Origin of the sequence: Olleya sp. ITB9 (assembly GCF_001315805.1) — a bacterium.
GTDB lineage: Bacteria > Bacteroidota > Bacteroidia > Flavobacteriales > Flavobacteriaceae > Olleya > Olleya sediminilitoris.
On sequence record NZ_BCBW01000040.1, the window covers coordinates 19,626 to 37,015 of the forward strand.

Annotated in this window: 11 protein-coding genes; 5 read left to right on the forward strand and 6 right to left on the reverse strand. The window is 32.3% G+C overall.

Features of this window, described 5'->3' with window-relative positions:
- Positions 1-178 precede the first annotated feature (178 nt).
- Together pbpC and ITB9_RS12045 are read right to left on the reverse strand one after the other, a co-directional pair.
- Positions 179-2,542 (reverse strand): penicillin-binding protein 1C, encoded by a 2,364-nt coding sequence (pbpC, locus tag ITB9_RS12040; RefSeq protein ID WP_054852433.1) that lies wholly within the window; start codon positions 2,540-2,542, stop codon positions 179-181.
- Between the two features lie 36 nt (positions 2,543-2,578).
- Positions 2,579-8,161, reverse strand: coding sequence for an alpha-2-macroglobulin (locus ITB9_RS12045; protein WP_054852434.1), 5,583 nt, complete (start codon positions 8,159-8,161; stop codon positions 2,579-2,581).
- Positions 8,162-8,416: 255 nt separating this feature from the next.
- Between ITB9_RS12045 and ITB9_RS12050 the strand changes: the two genes are divergently transcribed.
- From ITB9_RS12050 to ITB9_RS12060, 3 genes are all read left to right on the forward strand, one after another.
- Complete coding sequence (locus ITB9_RS12050) at positions 8,417-9,970, forward strand: aldehyde dehydrogenase family protein (RefSeq protein WP_054852435.1); 1,554 nt, start codon at positions 8,417-8,419, stop codon at positions 9,968-9,970.
- 185 nt (positions 9,971-10,155) lie between these two features.
- Positions 10,156-11,100, forward strand: coding sequence for an OmpA family protein (locus ITB9_RS12055; RefSeq protein WP_054852500.1), 945 nt, complete (start codon positions 10,156-10,158; stop codon positions 11,098-11,100).
- 14 nt (positions 11,101-11,114) lie between these two features.
- Positions 11,115-11,729, forward strand: coding sequence for a hypothetical protein (locus tag ITB9_RS12060; protein WP_054852436.1), 615 nt, complete (start codon positions 11,115-11,117; stop codon positions 11,727-11,729).
- 107 nt (positions 11,730-11,836) lie between these two features.
- Here the strand turns inward: ITB9_RS12060 and ITB9_RS12065 are convergent, their stop codons facing one another.
- Genes ITB9_RS12065 through ITB9_RS12080 form a run of 4 tightly spaced genes read right to left on the reverse strand, consistent with a single transcriptional unit; the run spans position 11,837 to position 15,261 of the window.
- Positions 11,837-12,967, reverse strand: a complete 1,131-nt coding sequence (locus ITB9_RS12065) for an ATP-binding protein (RefSeq protein ID WP_054852437.1) — start codon at positions 12,965-12,967, stop codon at positions 11,837-11,839.
- Positions 12,968-12,990: 23 nt separating this feature from the next.
- The gene (locus tag ITB9_RS12070) at positions 12,991-13,617 is read right to left on the reverse strand and encodes a hypothetical protein (protein ID WP_054852438.1); all 627 of its coding nucleotides are present in this window, start codon (positions 13,615-13,617) and stop codon (positions 12,991-12,993) included.
- Positions 13,618-14,373, reverse strand: a complete 756-nt coding sequence (locus ITB9_RS12075; protein WP_054852439.1) for an SDR family NAD(P)-dependent oxidoreductase — start codon at positions 14,371-14,373, stop codon at positions 13,618-13,620.
- A 12-nt stretch (positions 14,374-14,385) separates the two neighbouring features.
- Positions 14,386-15,261, reverse strand: a complete 876-nt coding sequence (locus ITB9_RS12080; RefSeq protein WP_054852440.1) for an aldo/keto reductase family oxidoreductase — start codon at positions 15,259-15,261, stop codon at positions 14,386-14,388.
- 159 nt (positions 15,262-15,420) lie between these two features.
- Between ITB9_RS12080 and ITB9_RS12085 the strand changes: the two genes are divergently transcribed.
- Together ITB9_RS12085 and ITB9_RS12090 are read left to right on the forward strand one after the other, a co-directional pair.
- Positions 15,421-16,422 carry a MoxR family ATPase gene (locus ITB9_RS12085; RefSeq protein WP_028291523.1) on the forward strand — a complete coding sequence of 334 codons (1,002 nt, stop codon included), beginning with the start codon at positions 15,421-15,423 and terminating at the stop codon, positions 16,420-16,422.
- 97 nt (positions 16,423-16,519) lie between these two features.
- Positions 16,520-17,386 carry a DUF58 domain-containing protein gene (locus tag ITB9_RS12090; protein ID WP_054852441.1) on the forward strand — a complete coding sequence of 289 codons (867 nt, stop codon included), beginning with the start codon at positions 16,520-16,522 and terminating at the stop codon, positions 17,384-17,386.
- Positions 17,387-17,390: the final 4 nt, after the last annotated feature.

Genomic DNA, 17,390 nt, shown 5'->3' on the forward strand with positions numbered 1-17,390 from the left:
ATGGGATTGGTTGTTTAGTTATTATGTGCTAAAAATTTTGTATTAAAACACGGGTTGGTGTTTTAAAGGTATACTATTAAAAAGATTAATTTAATACGGATAGACGAAATGCGTTTTTTTTCGATGAAATAATGAGATTCTGTTAAAAAATAAGAATATTCGGTGTGTTTTTGTTATTTTATTTTGAAATTATCATGTTTTGACTCATTTCGTTACCATTTTCATCAATAACAAACACCTTGTGATTGCCTGTTTTAGGTGATATTGCGATATTATGAATATCGTTAGTTTGACCAATGTACGTTTTGTTTAAATACCAAAAAAGAGTGCTGTTTTTTTGAGAATGTGCAACTTTTAAGACGACTTCATTTACTTTTTCGTCAAAATCTTTAGGTAGAAAAATGATAGAAGATTCCTTAGGATAGATGAACTGCATTTTTACTTCGTTTTTATTAAAACAATCTGATCGGGTTGGAGGAAGAACTTTGTAAAATGGATTTTTAGTTTTATAATAGTATTCCATTAAAGGAGGAAGTACAAACCATGAGGTTGTATTAATAGTATTAACATCTTCACATGAGGAGTTGACTTGATAGGTTTTAGTATTATCTAAATGAATTAATTTATGGTAAGGACAGGGTTCGGTTTTTATTCCGCTTAACTGAATGTATTGTTTTTTTATCTGATTACAATTTACTGATGCTCTGTATCCACTGATAGCACATAATTCAACTTCTTTCATTTCATCATAAGGTGTAGTAAACCATTGACTATTTGGTAGTAAATCAAAAATATCAAATAGGATTGGTGCAGCAGCTTGTACACCTACTAAACCTGGCCTTCCTTCTCCATCTGCATTACCGACCCAAACGCCTACAACGTAATTTTTAGTTGTGCCAATTGCCCAAGCGTCTCTAAACCCAAAACTAGTTCCTGTTTTCCATGCAATTTGTTTTGAGTCATCAAAAAACTGCCAATTATCATCACCTTCCGGTCTATTTACTTCTTTCATACTTTCATAGGTTAAGTAAATAGAAGCAGCGTCGAAAAGTGTTTTTTCAGTGGATTTTGTACCAAAATCAATGGTTTTGTTTTGGTAGAATGTCGGTTCGCAAAATTCGTTTGAAAAATATTGAGAAGAGTTATCGTTAAAATGATTAATTGTACCAGAAAATGCAGCATAACTTTTACATAAATCCCATAAATTGCTTTCTGCTCCTCCTAATATTAGAGATAATCCATAATGGTTTGCATTGTAGGTTATGTCTTTAAGTTGTAACGCTTTTAAGTAATGGTAAAAACGATCTAGTCCAAACTCTTGTAGCATTCTAACAGCAGGAACATTTAATGATCGTGATAAGGCGCGTTTTGCTGGTACAGCTCCATCAAAGGTTTTGTCATAATTTTGAGGAGAATAACTTCCAAATTGGGAAGGAACATCTGCTACTAACGTATTTGGTAAAATGTCTCCTGCATCCAACATTGCAGCATATAAAAAAGGTTTTAAAATGCTACCTGTACTTCTTGGTTTATTTATAATATCTACGCTGTTTTGATGTTTTTTATCTGTTGGTGCATTACCAATATAGGTTAATACTTTACGTGTGTTGACATCTAAAATTAATACTGAGATATTGTGTATTTCATTTTGTTTTAATGTATTGTAGTGGTTTAAAACGACTGTGTTGGATTGCTCTTGAAGTTGTTTTTTTATTGTGGTTGCAACGCGTTGACCTCTGTTAGTTTTTGATATATTTTGAAGTAAGTGTGGTGCAATTTGAGGTAATGCATAGGGTTTTTGTGGTAAAGCTTCAGCAATAGACAGGTTGTAGGTTAGGCTGTCTATGGTTTCATTTTTTAATAATTTTTTGAGTAACCTATTTCTTTTGTTTAATAGTAATTTTTGATTTTTTCCAGGATATATTAAACTTGGTGCATTTGGTAAAACCGCTAGTGTAGCACTCTCTGCCCATGATAGGTTATGAGCACTTCGATTAAAGTAGCGCCAAGCTGCAGCATCAATACCAACAACATTTCCGCCGAAAGGTGCATGACTAGCATATAGATTTAAAATCTTTTTTTTGCTAAATTTAAATTCTAAACGAGTTGCTAAAATTATTTCTTTAATTTTTTCAAAATAAGTTCTAGATTGACCTTTTCTAGAAAGTCGGATTACTTGTTGTGTAATGGTGCTTCCGCCACGTTTGATTTTTCCTTGACTTAGGTTTTTTTTTAAAGCTTTTACAATTGAAATTGGATTAAAACCAGGGTGTCTAAAAAAATATTCGTCTTCAAAAGCTATTATACAATCTTTAAATTTTTTAGGAATACTATCGCTTTCTGGGAATCTCCACTGTCCATCTTTAGCTATTTGAGCACCTAATAATTGGGTGTTGTCACTGGTAATTACAGTTGCTGTTGGGTCTTTAAACAGTTGCTTTGGTAAGCAAAAATAATACGAAACCATTAATATGAAAGCAATTAATGATTTCGTTTTATTTTTTTTAATGACGATTAACATCTTTTGTAAGATATTAATCATTGTTTTATAAGGAGTTACCAATTATGTTTAATGTCTTTATTTTTCTACCTCAATCCATTGTCCTTTATTACGTACTAAAAACTTGTTGTCATACATAGCCTCAGCTTGAACACCTGGTAAATAATACTGTCCTAAGTAAGACGCGTTAAGCATTACATTAAACGTATTAGTCTTTTTAGGGCCTAAATCAAAGTAGAAATTAACACGATCGTCTCTAATGTCTGTAAATCTAGCTTGACTAGAGGTGGAGCTTCCAAAAGCTGTAAAGCGTGTGTTTACAATTTCCCAACCTGATGGAAATATTTGTGTTAATGCTACGTCATTTACACTATAGTCTTTTGTGTTTGTAACTTGCACAGTTGCTACAAAATCTTGACCTTGTTGTAATTTGCTAATATCAATCTTGTTGCCTTTTAAGTCTTTATATGTAACATTAGCGGTTAAGCCTCGTTGTTCTGTAAGCTCTTGTCCTAATGGTAATTTACCCGAATTTAAAACACGAACATAAACCAGGTTGTCTTTGTTGTTTTTAATTGTTAGTGTATTATTGCCTTCATTAATAGGTAAATCCCGTTGTGAAATTGCATTTTTAGTATCAATAGTTTTAGTTTTGCCATTTACAGTGTAACTTAATTTAATAGCTTTACCTCCATTAGCATTTACCATTTTAGCCATAGATAATAAACTATAAGCTGTTGTTTGAGTACTCATCCAGCGTTGGCTAGACAGATCTTCTGCAATAGTTTCAGCTAAATTTTTAACACGTTTGTCTTTGGTTAAAATCATGGTTTCTAAAGCCATAGCTCTGTTTCTGTCTACAGATCCATAGGTGTAATAATTATATTTTTGAGGTTTAAAATTTATATTAGCAGTACTAGATACTTGGTTGCTTGCTCCAGCTTGACCAGCTAAAGCATAAGCAGCAGCTAAACGCCATTTTGCTTCGTTAGAAATTTCAGAAAATTCGCGTAATCTATTCATTGCTCCTAAATCTGGACTACCAGCTAAAGCTAAGGTGTATAATCTGTAAGCTTGTGCTAAATCAGAATTATAGGATTTGTAACTAGGTCTCCAATTTTGCGCAGCTTGTTTTTGATATTTTAACCAGTTGCTCTTAAAAGTTAACGGTAAAACAAACCCTTTTTTTTCTGCTTCTAATAAAAAGTGTCCGGAATAACTGGTTCCCCAATCATTAGCGCTATTTTCTCCCATCCAATAGCTCATACCACCATTTGGTCTTTGAAAATGACTTAAACGCTTAATTCCGTTTTCAATATTAGTTTGTATTTTTTGTTTTTGATCAAATGGTAAATCAAAAATATCTTGTAAAAATAACTGAGGAAATACACTAGACGTTGTTTGTTCTAGACAGCCATGAGGATAACGAATTAAATATTCTAGACGTCTTGTAAAGTCCATTGGAGGTAATGTCGAAAACTCTACACTTGCACTGTTTGTTCCTGTAACTCCAAAAGTTGAGAAATCTATAGTTTGTGTAGTGTTAGCTTCTAATGTAGTATCTAAACTTTTTGATGAAATTGGATTAACGTTTTCTACATCTATTTCAACTTTATATGACGATGATTCACCATTTCCGTTAGCTATTACTTCTACAGTATTGACTCCTTTAGCTTTACTTACATCTAATTCAAAATATGCCATTTGCTCATCAGGACGAGCAAATGATAATGTTTTTTTTCTATCTCCAACAATAGTAATTCCGTCACTTAATTTCAGTTTAACTGAAACTTTCTTAACATTTGGTTCCATAGCAAAAACTGTAACAGGTAGCGTTACTTTTTCGCCAGGACTTAGTTTTCTAGGTAGTGTTGCTAATACCATTAGTGGTTTTTTAACTTGCACAGACTTGTCTGTACTACCATATGCTTCAGTCTTGTTATTACCAGCGACAACCATAGTTCTGACTGCACCAACGTAATTTGGTAATTTTATTTTATGTGTTTTACGTTGTCCTGCGTCTAATTTAAAAGGACCTAAAAATTTAACAACAGGTTTAAATCTGTTTGCTTTTTTGTTTTTTCCGTCGGCTGCGCTTCCGTCTCCACCAATAGCAAATACTTGCTCAATGCTTCCGCTGTAAGCGCCAACAACATCGTCAAACATATCCCATGTTTTTATACCTAAAGCCTCTCTGGCGTAAAAGGATTGCCATGCGTTAGGTGTTTTAAATCTTGTAAGGTCTAGCAATCCTTCTTCTACCATAGCAATTGTGTAGGTCATTGCTTTGTTGTTTTTTTCGGAAACAAAAACTTCAAATTCTTGCTCAGGTTCTAATACACTAGGCATTTTTAGTTCTGGTTCTAATTTTGTGTTAGGATCTTCGACTAAAATAGGAATAATACCAAATAATCGTAATGGTAAATCATTAGCTGTTGAGGCGTGAGGTTGTAATAATGAAATGTTTATAAACACATTTGGAGCCATCTCTTTGGTGATTGGTACATCTACAGTTGTTTCTCCTTTTTGTGTTTTTACCCATTTAGTTTGAAGGACTTCAGATCCATTTTCTATACTAATTAAAGCACGACCTTCAGTTCCAGAAGGGAATGTTATTTTTGCAGTTTCGCCAACATTGTAATTGTCTTTGTCAGCAAAAAAGACTAACATTTGTGCAGCTTCTTTGTCTCCTGAAGGTTGACGTTGCCACCAGTTTTTATAAAAATAAGCAGTACGTCCTGTCATGTGTCCAGAAACTGGATCTTTAACAGTAATGTAATAGCGTCCACCTTGATTGTCTGGTACATTTATATTGAATGAAGCTTTACCATTATTGCTTGTAGTTACTTTACTGTTTAAATATGTTTTGTGGTAGCTACTTGAAGTGTATTTTGATAAATTATCTCGAGACGAGTTCCACCACCAACGCCATTCTATTTTGTAAACTTTAATTTCAAGATTTTTACGCTTAATAGCATTACCTTGATTGTCCACAGTTGCAATGTTAAATGTGTGATTTTGATCTGTGTAAAATGAACCATAAGCTTTTCCTTTTGGTGATTTTAGTCCAACAAAAGATTTGTAAGGAGCGTATGGCATTGTAAAAGCATCCATGGAGAAGTCTCCTCCGTTTTCAAAAGCACGAACTAAAAATTGTGCGTTTAACATACCTGGTGCATCATGTCCAATGTTAATGTTTTTGGTCACATCTGCTAAACCATCCGTATCTACATTGCCTTCAAAAACTGTGATTTCTTCGGTGCTAAATGTTTTGGATGGATCTCTAAATTGATAATCCGGAAAGTTTTTAAATCCTGAGTATGATGTGCTAAATTTTGCTTTTATTTCGGTTTTTACATTTTTTGCAGGAGCGCCATGTAGCCAATTTACTGCTAGTTTTCCGTTTAAAGGTGTATTGGATTGTAGTACTTTGTCTTCAAAATCTATTTTAATTTTAAGTCTATTTGGTTTTACTGTTTCGACTTTAAGTCCTTTGTAAAATTTTGCTCCACCAACACTGATTTTAGCATTCCAATTTCCTGTTTTGTCTTCGACAGCAGTCGGAATTGTAAATTGAAAAAAGTTATTAAGACCATTGGTTGTTACTTTTTTGTAAGCTAGTTTACCATTTGCATCTGTGACTTCAAGTTTTACTGGATGTGCTTTTGGTAGTTTATTAGCAATGTCATTTAACATAAAGGTTAAATGTATAGAGTCACCTGGTCGCCATACACCTCTTTCGGTATAAATATAGCCTTTTAGTCCACGTTGTAATGTTGCTCCTGAAACGTCAAATTTACTAAGTGATAACGAGTTACCATCACGTAATTTTACATACGTAGTATTGTTGCCTTTAGTAATAATAGCAAATGCTGCTAAGTTATTGGTTGTAAGTTTTGCTAAGCCTTCGCTATCAGAATTTGTGGTAGCTAATTCTTGTTGTTGGAAATTATATAACGTTATTTTTGCGCTAGCCTCTGGATTAGTGTTTAAGATATTAGTGATTGCAAAATGGTAGGTGTTGTTGGTGCCTTTTTTTACAATAGCACCTAAGTTAGAGCCTATTAAATTTTGAGATATGACCTTATTAGAATTGTAGTAAGAGTCATGGCAAGGGTTTTTGCGTTCTCTCCAGTTGTAATTGTCGTTACGATAACTGTAAGTGATGTTATCCCAATATTCTTCTTCTTTTAAATCTTCGTCTTCTGTGTTTGTATTGCTGTAATCACCATCATAATAGTACTCGTCTTCATAGTAATATTCATCGTCATAATAATCGTCTTCGTCATCATCATTACTATTTGTATTGGCATTAGCTTCACAATCATATAAGCTGTATTCTTTTTTGTAATCTAACTCAACACGATAAATGGCTCCTGGATCTGCTTTTATGTATTTAGAAAGATCTATGCTATAGGTTTTCCATTTACCATCGTTATGTAATGGGTTTTCAATTAATTTAATGGTATGTTTTGCTATACGACGACCAACACGTCTTATTTGATGTTCGTTATTGCTTTGTAAATTGTTGTCTTGTAAAAATTGAAGGACATTGTCTTGAAATATTTTAATAATTCTAACATCTACAGCGCTTAAGTTAACTGCTTCAAAATTAAATTTTAATTCTTGAGAGTTTGGTAAAATTACACCACTATTAACAAGTTTAACTTCTGGTTTAATGTCTTCAAAAGCAATAGTTTCGCTAAAAGAATTTTTAAGTTTGTAACCTTCAGTGTTTTTTATTCCTTGAAACACATCTACCTGAAGATTACCAGTTATTTTTGAGTTTGGATAGGCTTTTAAAACATTGCCATTAACAATAAATTTTGGGTTTTTACTATTTTGAATAGTCACTAAACCATCAAAATTTTGTTGTTTTTTAATTGGATCAGAAAAATTTATTGATAAATATTGTTCAGGAGATTGAACCACATTTACCGATAGTATCTTAAAATTGTTTTTTCCAGGAATTGGTAATGTGTTTTCACCAGAGTGATTTGCACTTATGGCTTTTCCATCCCATTTTACTAATATTTCAGTGTCTTCAGTTTTACGGTTAATACTATCTATTTTAAATTCAAAATATTTTGAAGGCGTGCTTTTTTCATTCCATTCAATAGTTAATTGTTTTCCGTCTTGAGAAGCTTTTATTAACTGTTTTGCTTGTTTAAGTGTAATTACATCAGAAGATTTTGCGATTCCTAAAATATATTGCCATTCTTTGGAGTAAGATTGTAAATCATTGGTTTCAATATTAAAATTGGGTGTTATAGTTTTAAAATTGAAAGTGTATTTGTTAAAATTTGAAGGTAAATCTTTATATAACTCACCAAGATCTATAGTAACTGTATATTCTGTGTCAGGAGATAAGTTTTCGTCTGGAACAAATCGTAGTGCGTGATCATTAATTACAATTGCTTTCCCCTCGACATAAGGACTAATTTTAAAAACATCACTGTCTAAAATTTGATCAGCTTCCCAGCCTTCCACTATTTTAGCTAAATTGATGTTAATGTTTTCGGCTACAGATATACGACCAGACGTTGTGTAACTGATGTAGTCTCTAAATTTAAAAAGGTTGTCGGTTTCGCTTTCTTTTTGTTTACAAGAAACAATAAAAAAAATAACAAGTACTAGGGATAATAGCGACTTTGACTTCATGAAGTTAAAAATTATAAAGTAAAATAGATCTGTAATCTATATTAAAATGGTTGTTGATTTATTGATAAAAACGTACGTGTTAAAGTTATAGCTAAATTTAAAATTAACACATTAAAACAAGATTATTTTTTAAATTATAACACGTAAAAATGTATCAGAATAATACTATTTATTAAATCGTTAACTCATAATTTAAACCAAACAAATATTAGTATATTAGCTAAAAATTAAATAATTCGTAAAAATCATTAAAATATGGAAGCAGTTGCTACCGATTTCGGAATAAAAGAAGCCTTAAACCAATTAGGGTTAAAAGATATAAATCAAGGAACATCTACTGGGTCTGATAATTTTGGAAGTGGAGATTTAATCGCATCCTACTCTCCAACCGATGGACAGCTAATAGCTAAGGTGTCTACAACTACAAGAGAAGATTATGATAAAGTAATTGCTAAAGCATCTGAAGCATTTTTAAGTTTCAGAGCCATGCCTGCTCCACAACGTGGTGAAATTGTTAGACAGTTTGGTAATAAATTAAGAGAGCTAAAAGAGCCTTTAGGTAAATTAGTGTCTTATGAAATGGGTAAATCTTTGCAAGAAGGTTACGGAGAGGTTCAAGAAATGATTGACATTTGTGATTTTGCAGTGGGATTATCTAGGCAATTAAATGGTCAAACCATTCCGTCAGAAAGACCAGGTCACGTTATGCGTGAGCAATGGCACTCTTTAGGTATTGTTGGGATTATTTCTGCCTTTAACTTTCCTGTTGCGGTATGGGCTTGGAATACAGCTTTAGCTTGGGTTTGTGGTGATGTTTGTGTTTGGAAAGGGTCAGAAAAAGCGCCACTTTGTGCAGTTGCTTGTCAAAATATTATAGCAGATGTATTAAAAGAAAACAACTTGCCAGAAGGTATATCTTCAATAATAAATGGAGATTATAAAGTTGGAGAATTCATGACTACAGATCATAGAATTCCGTTAATATCTGCAACCGGATCTACTAGAATGGGTCGTATTGTTGGAGCAACAGTAGCAGAGCGTTTTGGAAAGTCTTTATTAGAATTAGGAGGAAATAATGCTATTATTATCACACCAACAGCAGATTTAAAAGTTGTTGTTCCAGGAGCTGTTTTTGGAGCAGTAGGAACTTGTGGACAACGTTGTACGTCAACCCGTCGTTTAATTATTCATGAAACGGTTTATGATAAAGTAAGAGATGCAATTGTAGGTGCCTATAAGCAGCTAACTATAGGTAATCCTTTAGACGAAAAAAATCACATAGGTCCATTAATAGACAAAGATGCAGTAAACACGTATTTAGCAGCTATAGAAAAAGCTAAAGCTGAAGGTGGAACTGTTTTAGTAGAAGGTGGTGTATTAGAAGGTCAAGGTTACGAGTCTGGTTGCTATGTTAAGCCAGCTATAATTGAAGCTAAAAATGATTTTGAAATTGTACAATCTGAAACATTTGCACCAATTTTATATTTAATGAAATACTCTGGAGATGTCGAAAACGCTATAGGTATGCAAAACGGTGTAGCTCAAGGATTATCTTCTGCAATTATGACTAACGAAATGAAAGAAGCTGAAAAATTCTTATCATTTGCAGGTTCTGATTGTGGTATTGCAAATGTTAATATTGGTACTTCAGGAGCCGAAATTGGAGGTGCTTTTGGTGGTGAAAAAGAAACAGGTGGTGGACGTGAGTCTGGATCTGATGCTTGGAAGGTGTACATGAGACGTCAAACCAATACAGTTAATTATTCAGACGAGTTGCCTTTAGCTCAAGGTATTAAGTTTGATTTATAAAAAAATAAACGCTTTCGCGGAAATAAAAGCCACATCTAAATGATGTGGCTTTTGTGTTTTTAACCATTTTTCATTGGATTTAATCGATTATTTACAATTAATAAAGCTTTTATTAATTGTAAATGTTAAAAAATTCTAAAATTTTTAATAACTTGATAGTCATTAACTTAAAACCAATTAATATAATGAGTAAAAAAACCGGTTATCTTTTAGGTATTTTACTGACCATTATTCTGGGTACAATTTTGTACTGGTTTTTCTGTTGTAAACCTTGCCTTGAAGCAAACAATAGTGCTTCAGAAATAGTCACAGAAACAGATGACACGTCAGTAGAAGCAGACCTTAAAACTGCAACCATGAACGCATTTACTATTAAAGATGCTAATGGTAGTTTAGATTTTAAGATTAACGACAATTTAAATTTTAACACCTCTGGAGCTTCTATTTTAGAGCCAGTGTCTGCAAAAGTAGATACTACAGCAATGGATGTGGTTAAATATTTTAATGACAATCCAACAAAAACATTAAGCATTACAGGTCATTACAGAAGTGAGGAAACAAATAACTCGGCATTTCCTAACTTAGGACTAGCTAGAGCTAATGCTGCAAAAAATTATTATGTAGCAAAAGGCATGTCTTCAAAATCAATAAATACTTATGGTCAATTAGATGATGCTTTTTATCCTGACGTAAATGGTGTTTTAAACGGACCATTAATGTATGATGTTGTAACTACAGATGCTGCAGATCACAGTGCAGAAGATGCAATAGTTAAATTAGGAGAAAGTATCAAGGCTAATCCTTTGGTTTTATATTTTGATACAGCTCAAGCATCTATTAGTTTAACACCTGCTCAACGTCAAAAGGTGGCAGATATGGTGCGTTATACAGATAAAATTGATGGTGCGCAAATTAACACTATTGGTCATACAGATAATACTGGTAGCCGAACAGCTAATATTAATTTGGCTCAAAATAGAGCTGAGTTTGCTAAAGATTATTTGGTAAATAACGGTATATCAGCAAATAAAATTAGTGCTTCTTCTCAAGGTCCAGATCAACCTATTGCAGATAATAATACAGCTGAAGGAAGAGCAAAAAACAGACGTGTAGTCGTAACTATTAACTAACAAAAATTAAAATCATGAATTTATCATTAAATATATTTAGTAGTATCCCTTGTTGGCTAATCCCTTTATTAGTTGGTGTAATATGTGCAATCTTAGGTTATCTTTTAGGTCGATTATTTGGAGGAGGAAATAGTAATGAAGACGTTGACCTTAATGTATACAAAAACAGAATAAGTAAATTAGAAACAGATTTAGCTGCTTGTAAGGCAAGTAAAGATAAAGTTTCTAGGTCATCAGGAGCAGGAAACACAGTGTCTTCATTTGCTGCAGGTGCAATTGTTGCAGGTGCAGTTTCACCTCAAAAAGAAGAAGTTAAAATAGAAACAGGTGTAGTTTTTGATGCAGCAGCAGCAAAAGCGGTTTTTGGTAAAACTATTAAACAAGACGATTTAACTGTTGTTGAAGGTATAGGTCCAAAAATAAAAGAATTATTTCATAATCATGACGTAAAAACTTGGGCTGCATTAGCTGCATGTTCGGTTGAGAAATGTCAAGAGGTTTTAAATAGTGGAGGTAAGCGTTTTGAGATCCATAAACCAGGTACTTGGCCAAGGCAAGCAGATCTTGCGGCTAAAGGATTATGGAAAGAATTAAACGATTGGCAAGACCAATTGGATGGTGGGAAATAATAATATATTTTTATTTAAATAAAAAAGCCAATGTTTACAAGAGTAAATATTGGCTTTTAAGTTATTAAACCTTACTCAATGCCGAAATTTTATCGGGAGAATAAAGGTTAATTGTATTTTACCTTTCTTAAAATACGAATAACTTCTTTGTATTTGTGGTAAATCTCAGGAAACGCCTTTAAATAGGGTTTGGATTCTTTTAAATAGTCCAATGCTTCATGAAATAAATTTAAGTAACATATAAGATACGTATCAGGTAGGTTGTTTAGATCTTTTTTTTCAATATTATTTAAAATTTCTCCTCTTTTTAATTTTTCTAATATCGCATTGTTGGCGTTAAAAATATGATGAAGTATTTTTTTATCAAATTGTGGAGGGTTAAAAATTAGGGTAGAATCTATGTTGTAGCTAGCATTGTCATTAAAACTTATAATGGTTTTTTCAAGAGGATAATATTTATAAGAATTTTGAAGACCAAGTTTTAAATATTCAATTATTGTAAATGAATTTTCTGTAAAATTTATAGCGACTTCATCTAGTGTTGAAAAAAATAATCGCACTTGTTCGTTAACTAACTCAATGTCAACTCTAGAGTAAAATATTTCGTTTTTAACAACTTTTTTTTCGCCAGACCAACATAGTACAAAATACTCTTTAAACACTATATATTTAGGGTTGTAGTCTTGGCGTTTATTCATAAAATCAAAAACGCCATCTAAAGTGTATTGTATGTTGTTTTGTGCGTGATTTTCAATAGCTTCAACTATTTTAGAGTTAACATCTTTTATTTCGCTTTTAAAAATTTTAGGCATGCTCATGCTGCCATCTCTAAAAAAGATTGAGCCACCATAATATTTCCAAATGTTTTTTCTTAATGAGGTTAAACCTTCATTGGCTCTGATGGTAACTAAGCCAACAACTTTGTGGTCAGGTAAATGTGGGAAAGGTATGTTCTCGTACTGTACGATGGGTGGATTGGTTAAATAGGCATTAATAAGGTTTTGTATTTTTGAATCGTCAAAAAAATCAACACCAATAATTTTGTTGTCTTCATCTTCAACACCAATAACTATAAACGAATTGTTTTTTGGGTTAGAATTTGATAGTGCGCAGACGTGTTTTAAAAATTTTGCTTTACCTTCTTTTTGGCCAATATCAATTTTTCGTTTTTTGTCATAAAAACTATTCTCGTCATTATGAGCAAGTAAGTTTTTAATTAAAAGACGTTTGTTAATCATGGTCAATTATTCTTAGGTTTTGTTCACAGTAAATCTAATTCTTGTTTCAAGTTTTGTCTAGCTTGATTTTCATGTTGGTCAATATAGTTTTTGGTAAAGTAAATTGTGTCTTTTTTTAAAAAGTGAGTTAGTGCTTTTTTTCTTCCTGAATTATACATGAAATCTGGGTAGATTTTATACTCTTTTCTAATATTGGATACATATTTACTGTAGGTGTCCCAATCCGAACTTAATATCTGTAAATCCAAATCTAAAATAATTGCATTATCCTGATTTTGAGTTAAAATTATATTATGTTTTTTGGTTGAAAGAATTAATTTTTGAACTGTTTTAATTCTTTTTTGTTCGATATTGATTTTTTTTAGCCTTTTTTTAGCAAAAAGTGCGCTTTTTTCTTCGTTGTCATTTCTGGTTGGTTTGTAGATGATGTCATGGTACCAAATAGCAAATTTAAGACTGTCTAAATCTTTGGTTTTTGGTTTAGACAGTTTTAAATTTTTAAGCATTTCAAACAGATGGCTTAGATTGTGATAGTGTTTATTTTTTAGTGTATAATGTGTTTCAATTTCTTTCCATAATATATTGGATAGGTTTTGATCACAATAATGTATTGCTAGGTTATGCCATTCTGTTTTTAGCCAATCTATCATCTATTCCTTTTTTACAATTGTAGAGCTTGCTTGAGCAGTGCAAAACATTAATAAATCTGCAATATTAACGTGTGGTGGACGTGATACCGCAAAGTGGATTGCGTCAGCTACATCTTCGGGTTGTAAAGCTTTATAGCCTTTATATACGTTATCTGCTTTTGTATCACCTTTAAATCTAACTTTAGAAAATTCGGTTTCCACCAAGCCTGGATTAATTGCGGTTACTTTTATTCCAAAAGGATTAAGATCGATACGCATACCTTCTGTAATTGCAACAACTGCATGCTTACTTGCGCAATATACATTGCCTTTTGGGTAAACTTCTTTTCCTGCAGATGACCCTATATTTATAATGTGTCCAGATTCGCGTTTAGTCATTTGTGGTATAATAGCTTTACTAACGTATAATAAACCCTTTACATTAATATCCATCATAGCGTCCCAATCGTCTATATTGCCATCTTGAATAGCATCTAAACCATGTGCGTTTCCTGCATTGTTAATTAAAATGTCAATCTGTTTAAAGTCTTCAGGAAGAGTATTTATAGCATTAGCAACTGCTTTTTTGTCGCTAACATCAAAATTTAAACTATGTACGTTAGTCTGTTTTGATAGTGCTTTTTGTATGGTATCCAAGCGTTCTTGTCTGCGACCACAAAGTATTAGATTAATACCATGTTTGGCAAATACATGTGCTGTCGCACGACCTATTCCGCTAGTTGCTCCTGTAATTAAGGCTGTTTTTGTAGTATTCATATATTTTAATTTTTATGGAACTTTGTGTCCTTGACATGCGACTAATATTAAAAACCAATCTTCTAATTCTAGGTCTATATTTGAAGCAGTATAAGCATTAGATAAACGTTCAGTGTTTGTGGTTCCGACAACAGGTAAAATATTAGCAGGATGTTTTAATAGCCAAGCTAATAATAATTGATCTTCAGTTGCATTGTATTTTTGCAATAAAGCACCTAATTGTTTGTGTATGCGTCTGGTCTGTTCATTATCTTCTTTAAAGACAGATCCTAAAGGAGACCAAGACATTGGTTGGATATTGTTAGTTTGCATATAGTCTAAGCTACCATCATGCATTGCAGTATGTTCTGTTAACGAAAACTGAATTTGATTGACGTCAATAGTAACATGTTTAGAAATTAAATCTGTTTGTGTGTTGGTAAAGTTTGATACACCAAACTCTTTAATTTTGCCTTGTTGTTTTAAGGTTGAAATAGCTTCAGCAATAATCTCGCCTTCCATTAAAGGGCTAGGTCTATGTAGTAAAAGTAAGTCCAGATAGTCAGTTTTTAAATTGCTTAAAGACTGCTCAACAGACCAAATAATATAATCTTTACTATAATTATAATGTTTTACTTTGTTTTCAGATCTTGTATTGCCTAAATATTGAATTCCACATTTAGATATTAGCTCAATTTTATTTCGGTCAATACCACTTTCTGTAAAAGCGTTTCCAAATTCTTTTTCCGTAGTGTAATCACCATAAATATCTGCGTGGTCAAATGTAGTTATTTGATTATCAATGCAGTGATGCATTAATTTGATCATGTCTTTAGTGTCTAATTGTTTTCCCCATTGTCCCCAAGTCATGGTTCCTGCAATTACTTTAGAGTATTTATTTTGTGTCATAGTAAAATTTATTCAATAAAAGTAAAACATAAATTACTCTTAAAAGTCCAACAAACACCCTATTTTTAACCAATTATTAACACGTTTGCAATAAAAAAATTAACAATTTGCACCACTTGAATTTAAATAATAGTTTTTTTTCTTAAAAAATAACAGATAATGGAACAAACAGGTACTATTGATATTAAATCAATTAACGAAAAAATTGAAAAAGAAAGTGCATTTGTAGATCTACTAATGCTAGAGATGAATAAAGTTATCGTTGGACAAAAACACATGGTCGAACGTTTGTTGATTGGTTTGTTGGGACAAGGACATATCTTGTTAGAAGGTGTACCTGGTCTTGCAAAGACTTTAGCAATTAATACCTTGTCACAAGCTATTGACGCTAGTTTTAGTCGTATACAATTTACACCAGATTTATTACCAGCAGATGTTGTAGGTACTTTAATTTTTAATATGAAAGAGAATGATTTTTCAATTAAAAAAGGTCCAATTTTTGCCAATTTTGTATTAGCTGATGAGATTAACAGAGCACCAGCAAAAGTACAATCTGCTTTATTAGAAGCTATGCAAGAAAAGCAAGTAACTATTGGAGACGAAACTTTTAAATTAGATAAGCCATTTTTAGTAATGGCAACACAAAATCCAGTTGAGCAAGAAGGAACTTATCCTTTACCAGAAGCCCAAGTGGATAGATTTATGCTTAAAACAGTAATAGATTATCCTAAGCAAGAAGAAGAGCAGTTAATTATGCGTGCTAATTTAAAAGGAAGTTGGGACAAAGTTAATCCAGTTGTGTCTGTTGCACAAATACTTAAAGCACAAGATGCTGTTAGAGAAGTGTACATGGATGAAAAAATTGAAAAATATATATTAGATATCATATTTGCAACACGTTATCCAGAGCGATTCAAATTAGATGAACTTAAACCTTTAATTTCTTTTGGAGCGTCACCACGTGGAAGTATTAACTTAGCAACAGCAGCAAAATGCTATGCATTTATCAAACGTCGTGGTTATGTTATACCAGAAGATGTTAGAGCTGTAGTTTACGATGTGTTACGTCACAGAATTGGTATTACTTATGAGGCTGAAGCCGAAAACGTAACCTCTGAAGACATCATTAGTAAAATTGTTAATGTTGTTGAAGTACCATAAATAGTTTCAGTCTATAAAAAGCAATTGCCCAATAGACTTACTTAAATTAATGTGTCGTTAAATTGTTAACAACGACAGAAAACTATTTACATAATAAATGGATACTAAAGAATTACTAAAAAAAGTACGTAAAATCGAGATTAAGACACGTCGTTTGTCTGATCATATTTTTGGAGGAGAATACCATTCTACCTTTAAAGGTCGTGGTATGACTTTTTCTGAAGTAAGACAATACCATTTTGGTGATGATGTTAGAAATATTGATTGGAACGTAACAGCACGAACCAACCAGCCACATGTTAAGGTTTTTGAAGAAGAACGTGAGTTAACCATGATGATAATGGCTGACGTATCAGGATCCGAGTTATTTGGTACACAAAATCAATTTAAAAATGAAATTATTACCGAAATAGCAGCAACCTTAGCGTTTTCTGCAACACAAAATAATGACAAAATAGGATTGATTTTATTTTCTGATGATATAGAGCTGTTTATTCCTCCTAAAAAAGGGCGATCTCATGTACTTAGAATTATTAGAGAGTTAATCGAGTTTCAACCAAAAAGCAAGCAAACCAATATTGCACAGGCTTTGAAGTTTTTAAGAAACGTCATGAAAAAGAAAGCTATTGTGTTTATCATGAGTGATTTTATCGCAGATGATTATAAGCAAACTTTAAAAATAGCAGCTGGTAAACATGATATAACTGGTATCAGGATTTTTGACAAACATGAAGAAGCTATTCCAAATCTAGGAATGGTACAAATGGAAGATGAAGAGTCAGGAGAATTGATGTTAGTTAACACCAACTCTAAAACCGTCCGAAAAAATTACGCTAAATATTACAGCCAAAAAGTAGACTATTTTAAAGATAGTTTTGCTAAATCAGGTGCAGGAAGCGTAGCTTGCAGAACAGACGAAAGTTACGTTAAAAAATTACTAGGTTATTTTAAAACAAGAGGTTAATTAA

Excerpts from the sequence above, each read along its gene's own strand:
- ITB9_RS12090 (WP_054852441.1), top strand. The coding sequence starts at position 16,520 with ATGGATACTAAAGAATTACTAAAAAAAGTACGTAAAATCGAGATTAAG.
- ITB9_RS12080 (WP_054852440.1), bottom strand. The coding sequence starts at position 15,261 with ATGACACAAAATAAATACTCTAAAGTAATTGCAGGAACCATGACTTGG.
- ITB9_RS12050 (WP_054852435.1), top strand. The coding sequence starts at position 8,417 with ATGGAAGCAGTTGCTACCGATTTCGGAATAAAAGAAGCCTTAAACCAA.
- ITB9_RS12070 (WP_054852438.1), bottom strand. The coding sequence starts at position 13,617 with ATGATAGATTGGCTAAAAACAGAATGGCATAACCTAGCAATACATTAT.
- ITB9_RS12085 (WP_028291523.1), top strand. The coding sequence starts at position 15,421 with ATGGAACAAACAGGTACTATTGATATTAAATCAATTAACGAAAAAATT.
- pbpC (WP_054852433.1), bottom strand. The coding sequence starts at position 2,542 with ATGATTAATATCTTACAAAAGATGTTAATCGTCATTAAAAAAAATAAA.
- ITB9_RS12075 (WP_054852439.1), bottom strand. The coding sequence starts at position 14,373 with ATGAATACTACAAAAACAGCCTTAATTACAGGAGCAACTAGCGGAATA.
- ITB9_RS12065 (WP_054852437.1), bottom strand. The coding sequence starts at position 12,967 with ATGATTAACAAACGTCTTTTAATTAAAAACTTACTTGCTCATAATGAC.
- ITB9_RS12060 (WP_054852436.1), top strand. The coding sequence starts at position 11,115 with ATGAATTTATCATTAAATATATTTAGTAGTATCCCTTGTTGGCTAATC.
- ITB9_RS12055 (WP_054852500.1), top strand. The coding sequence starts at position 10,156 with ATGAGTAAAAAAACCGGTTATCTTTTAGGTATTTTACTGACCATTATT.
- ITB9_RS12045 (WP_054852434.1), bottom strand. The coding sequence starts at position 8,161 with ATGAAGTCAAAGTCGCTATTATCCCTAGTACTTGTTATTTTTTTTATT.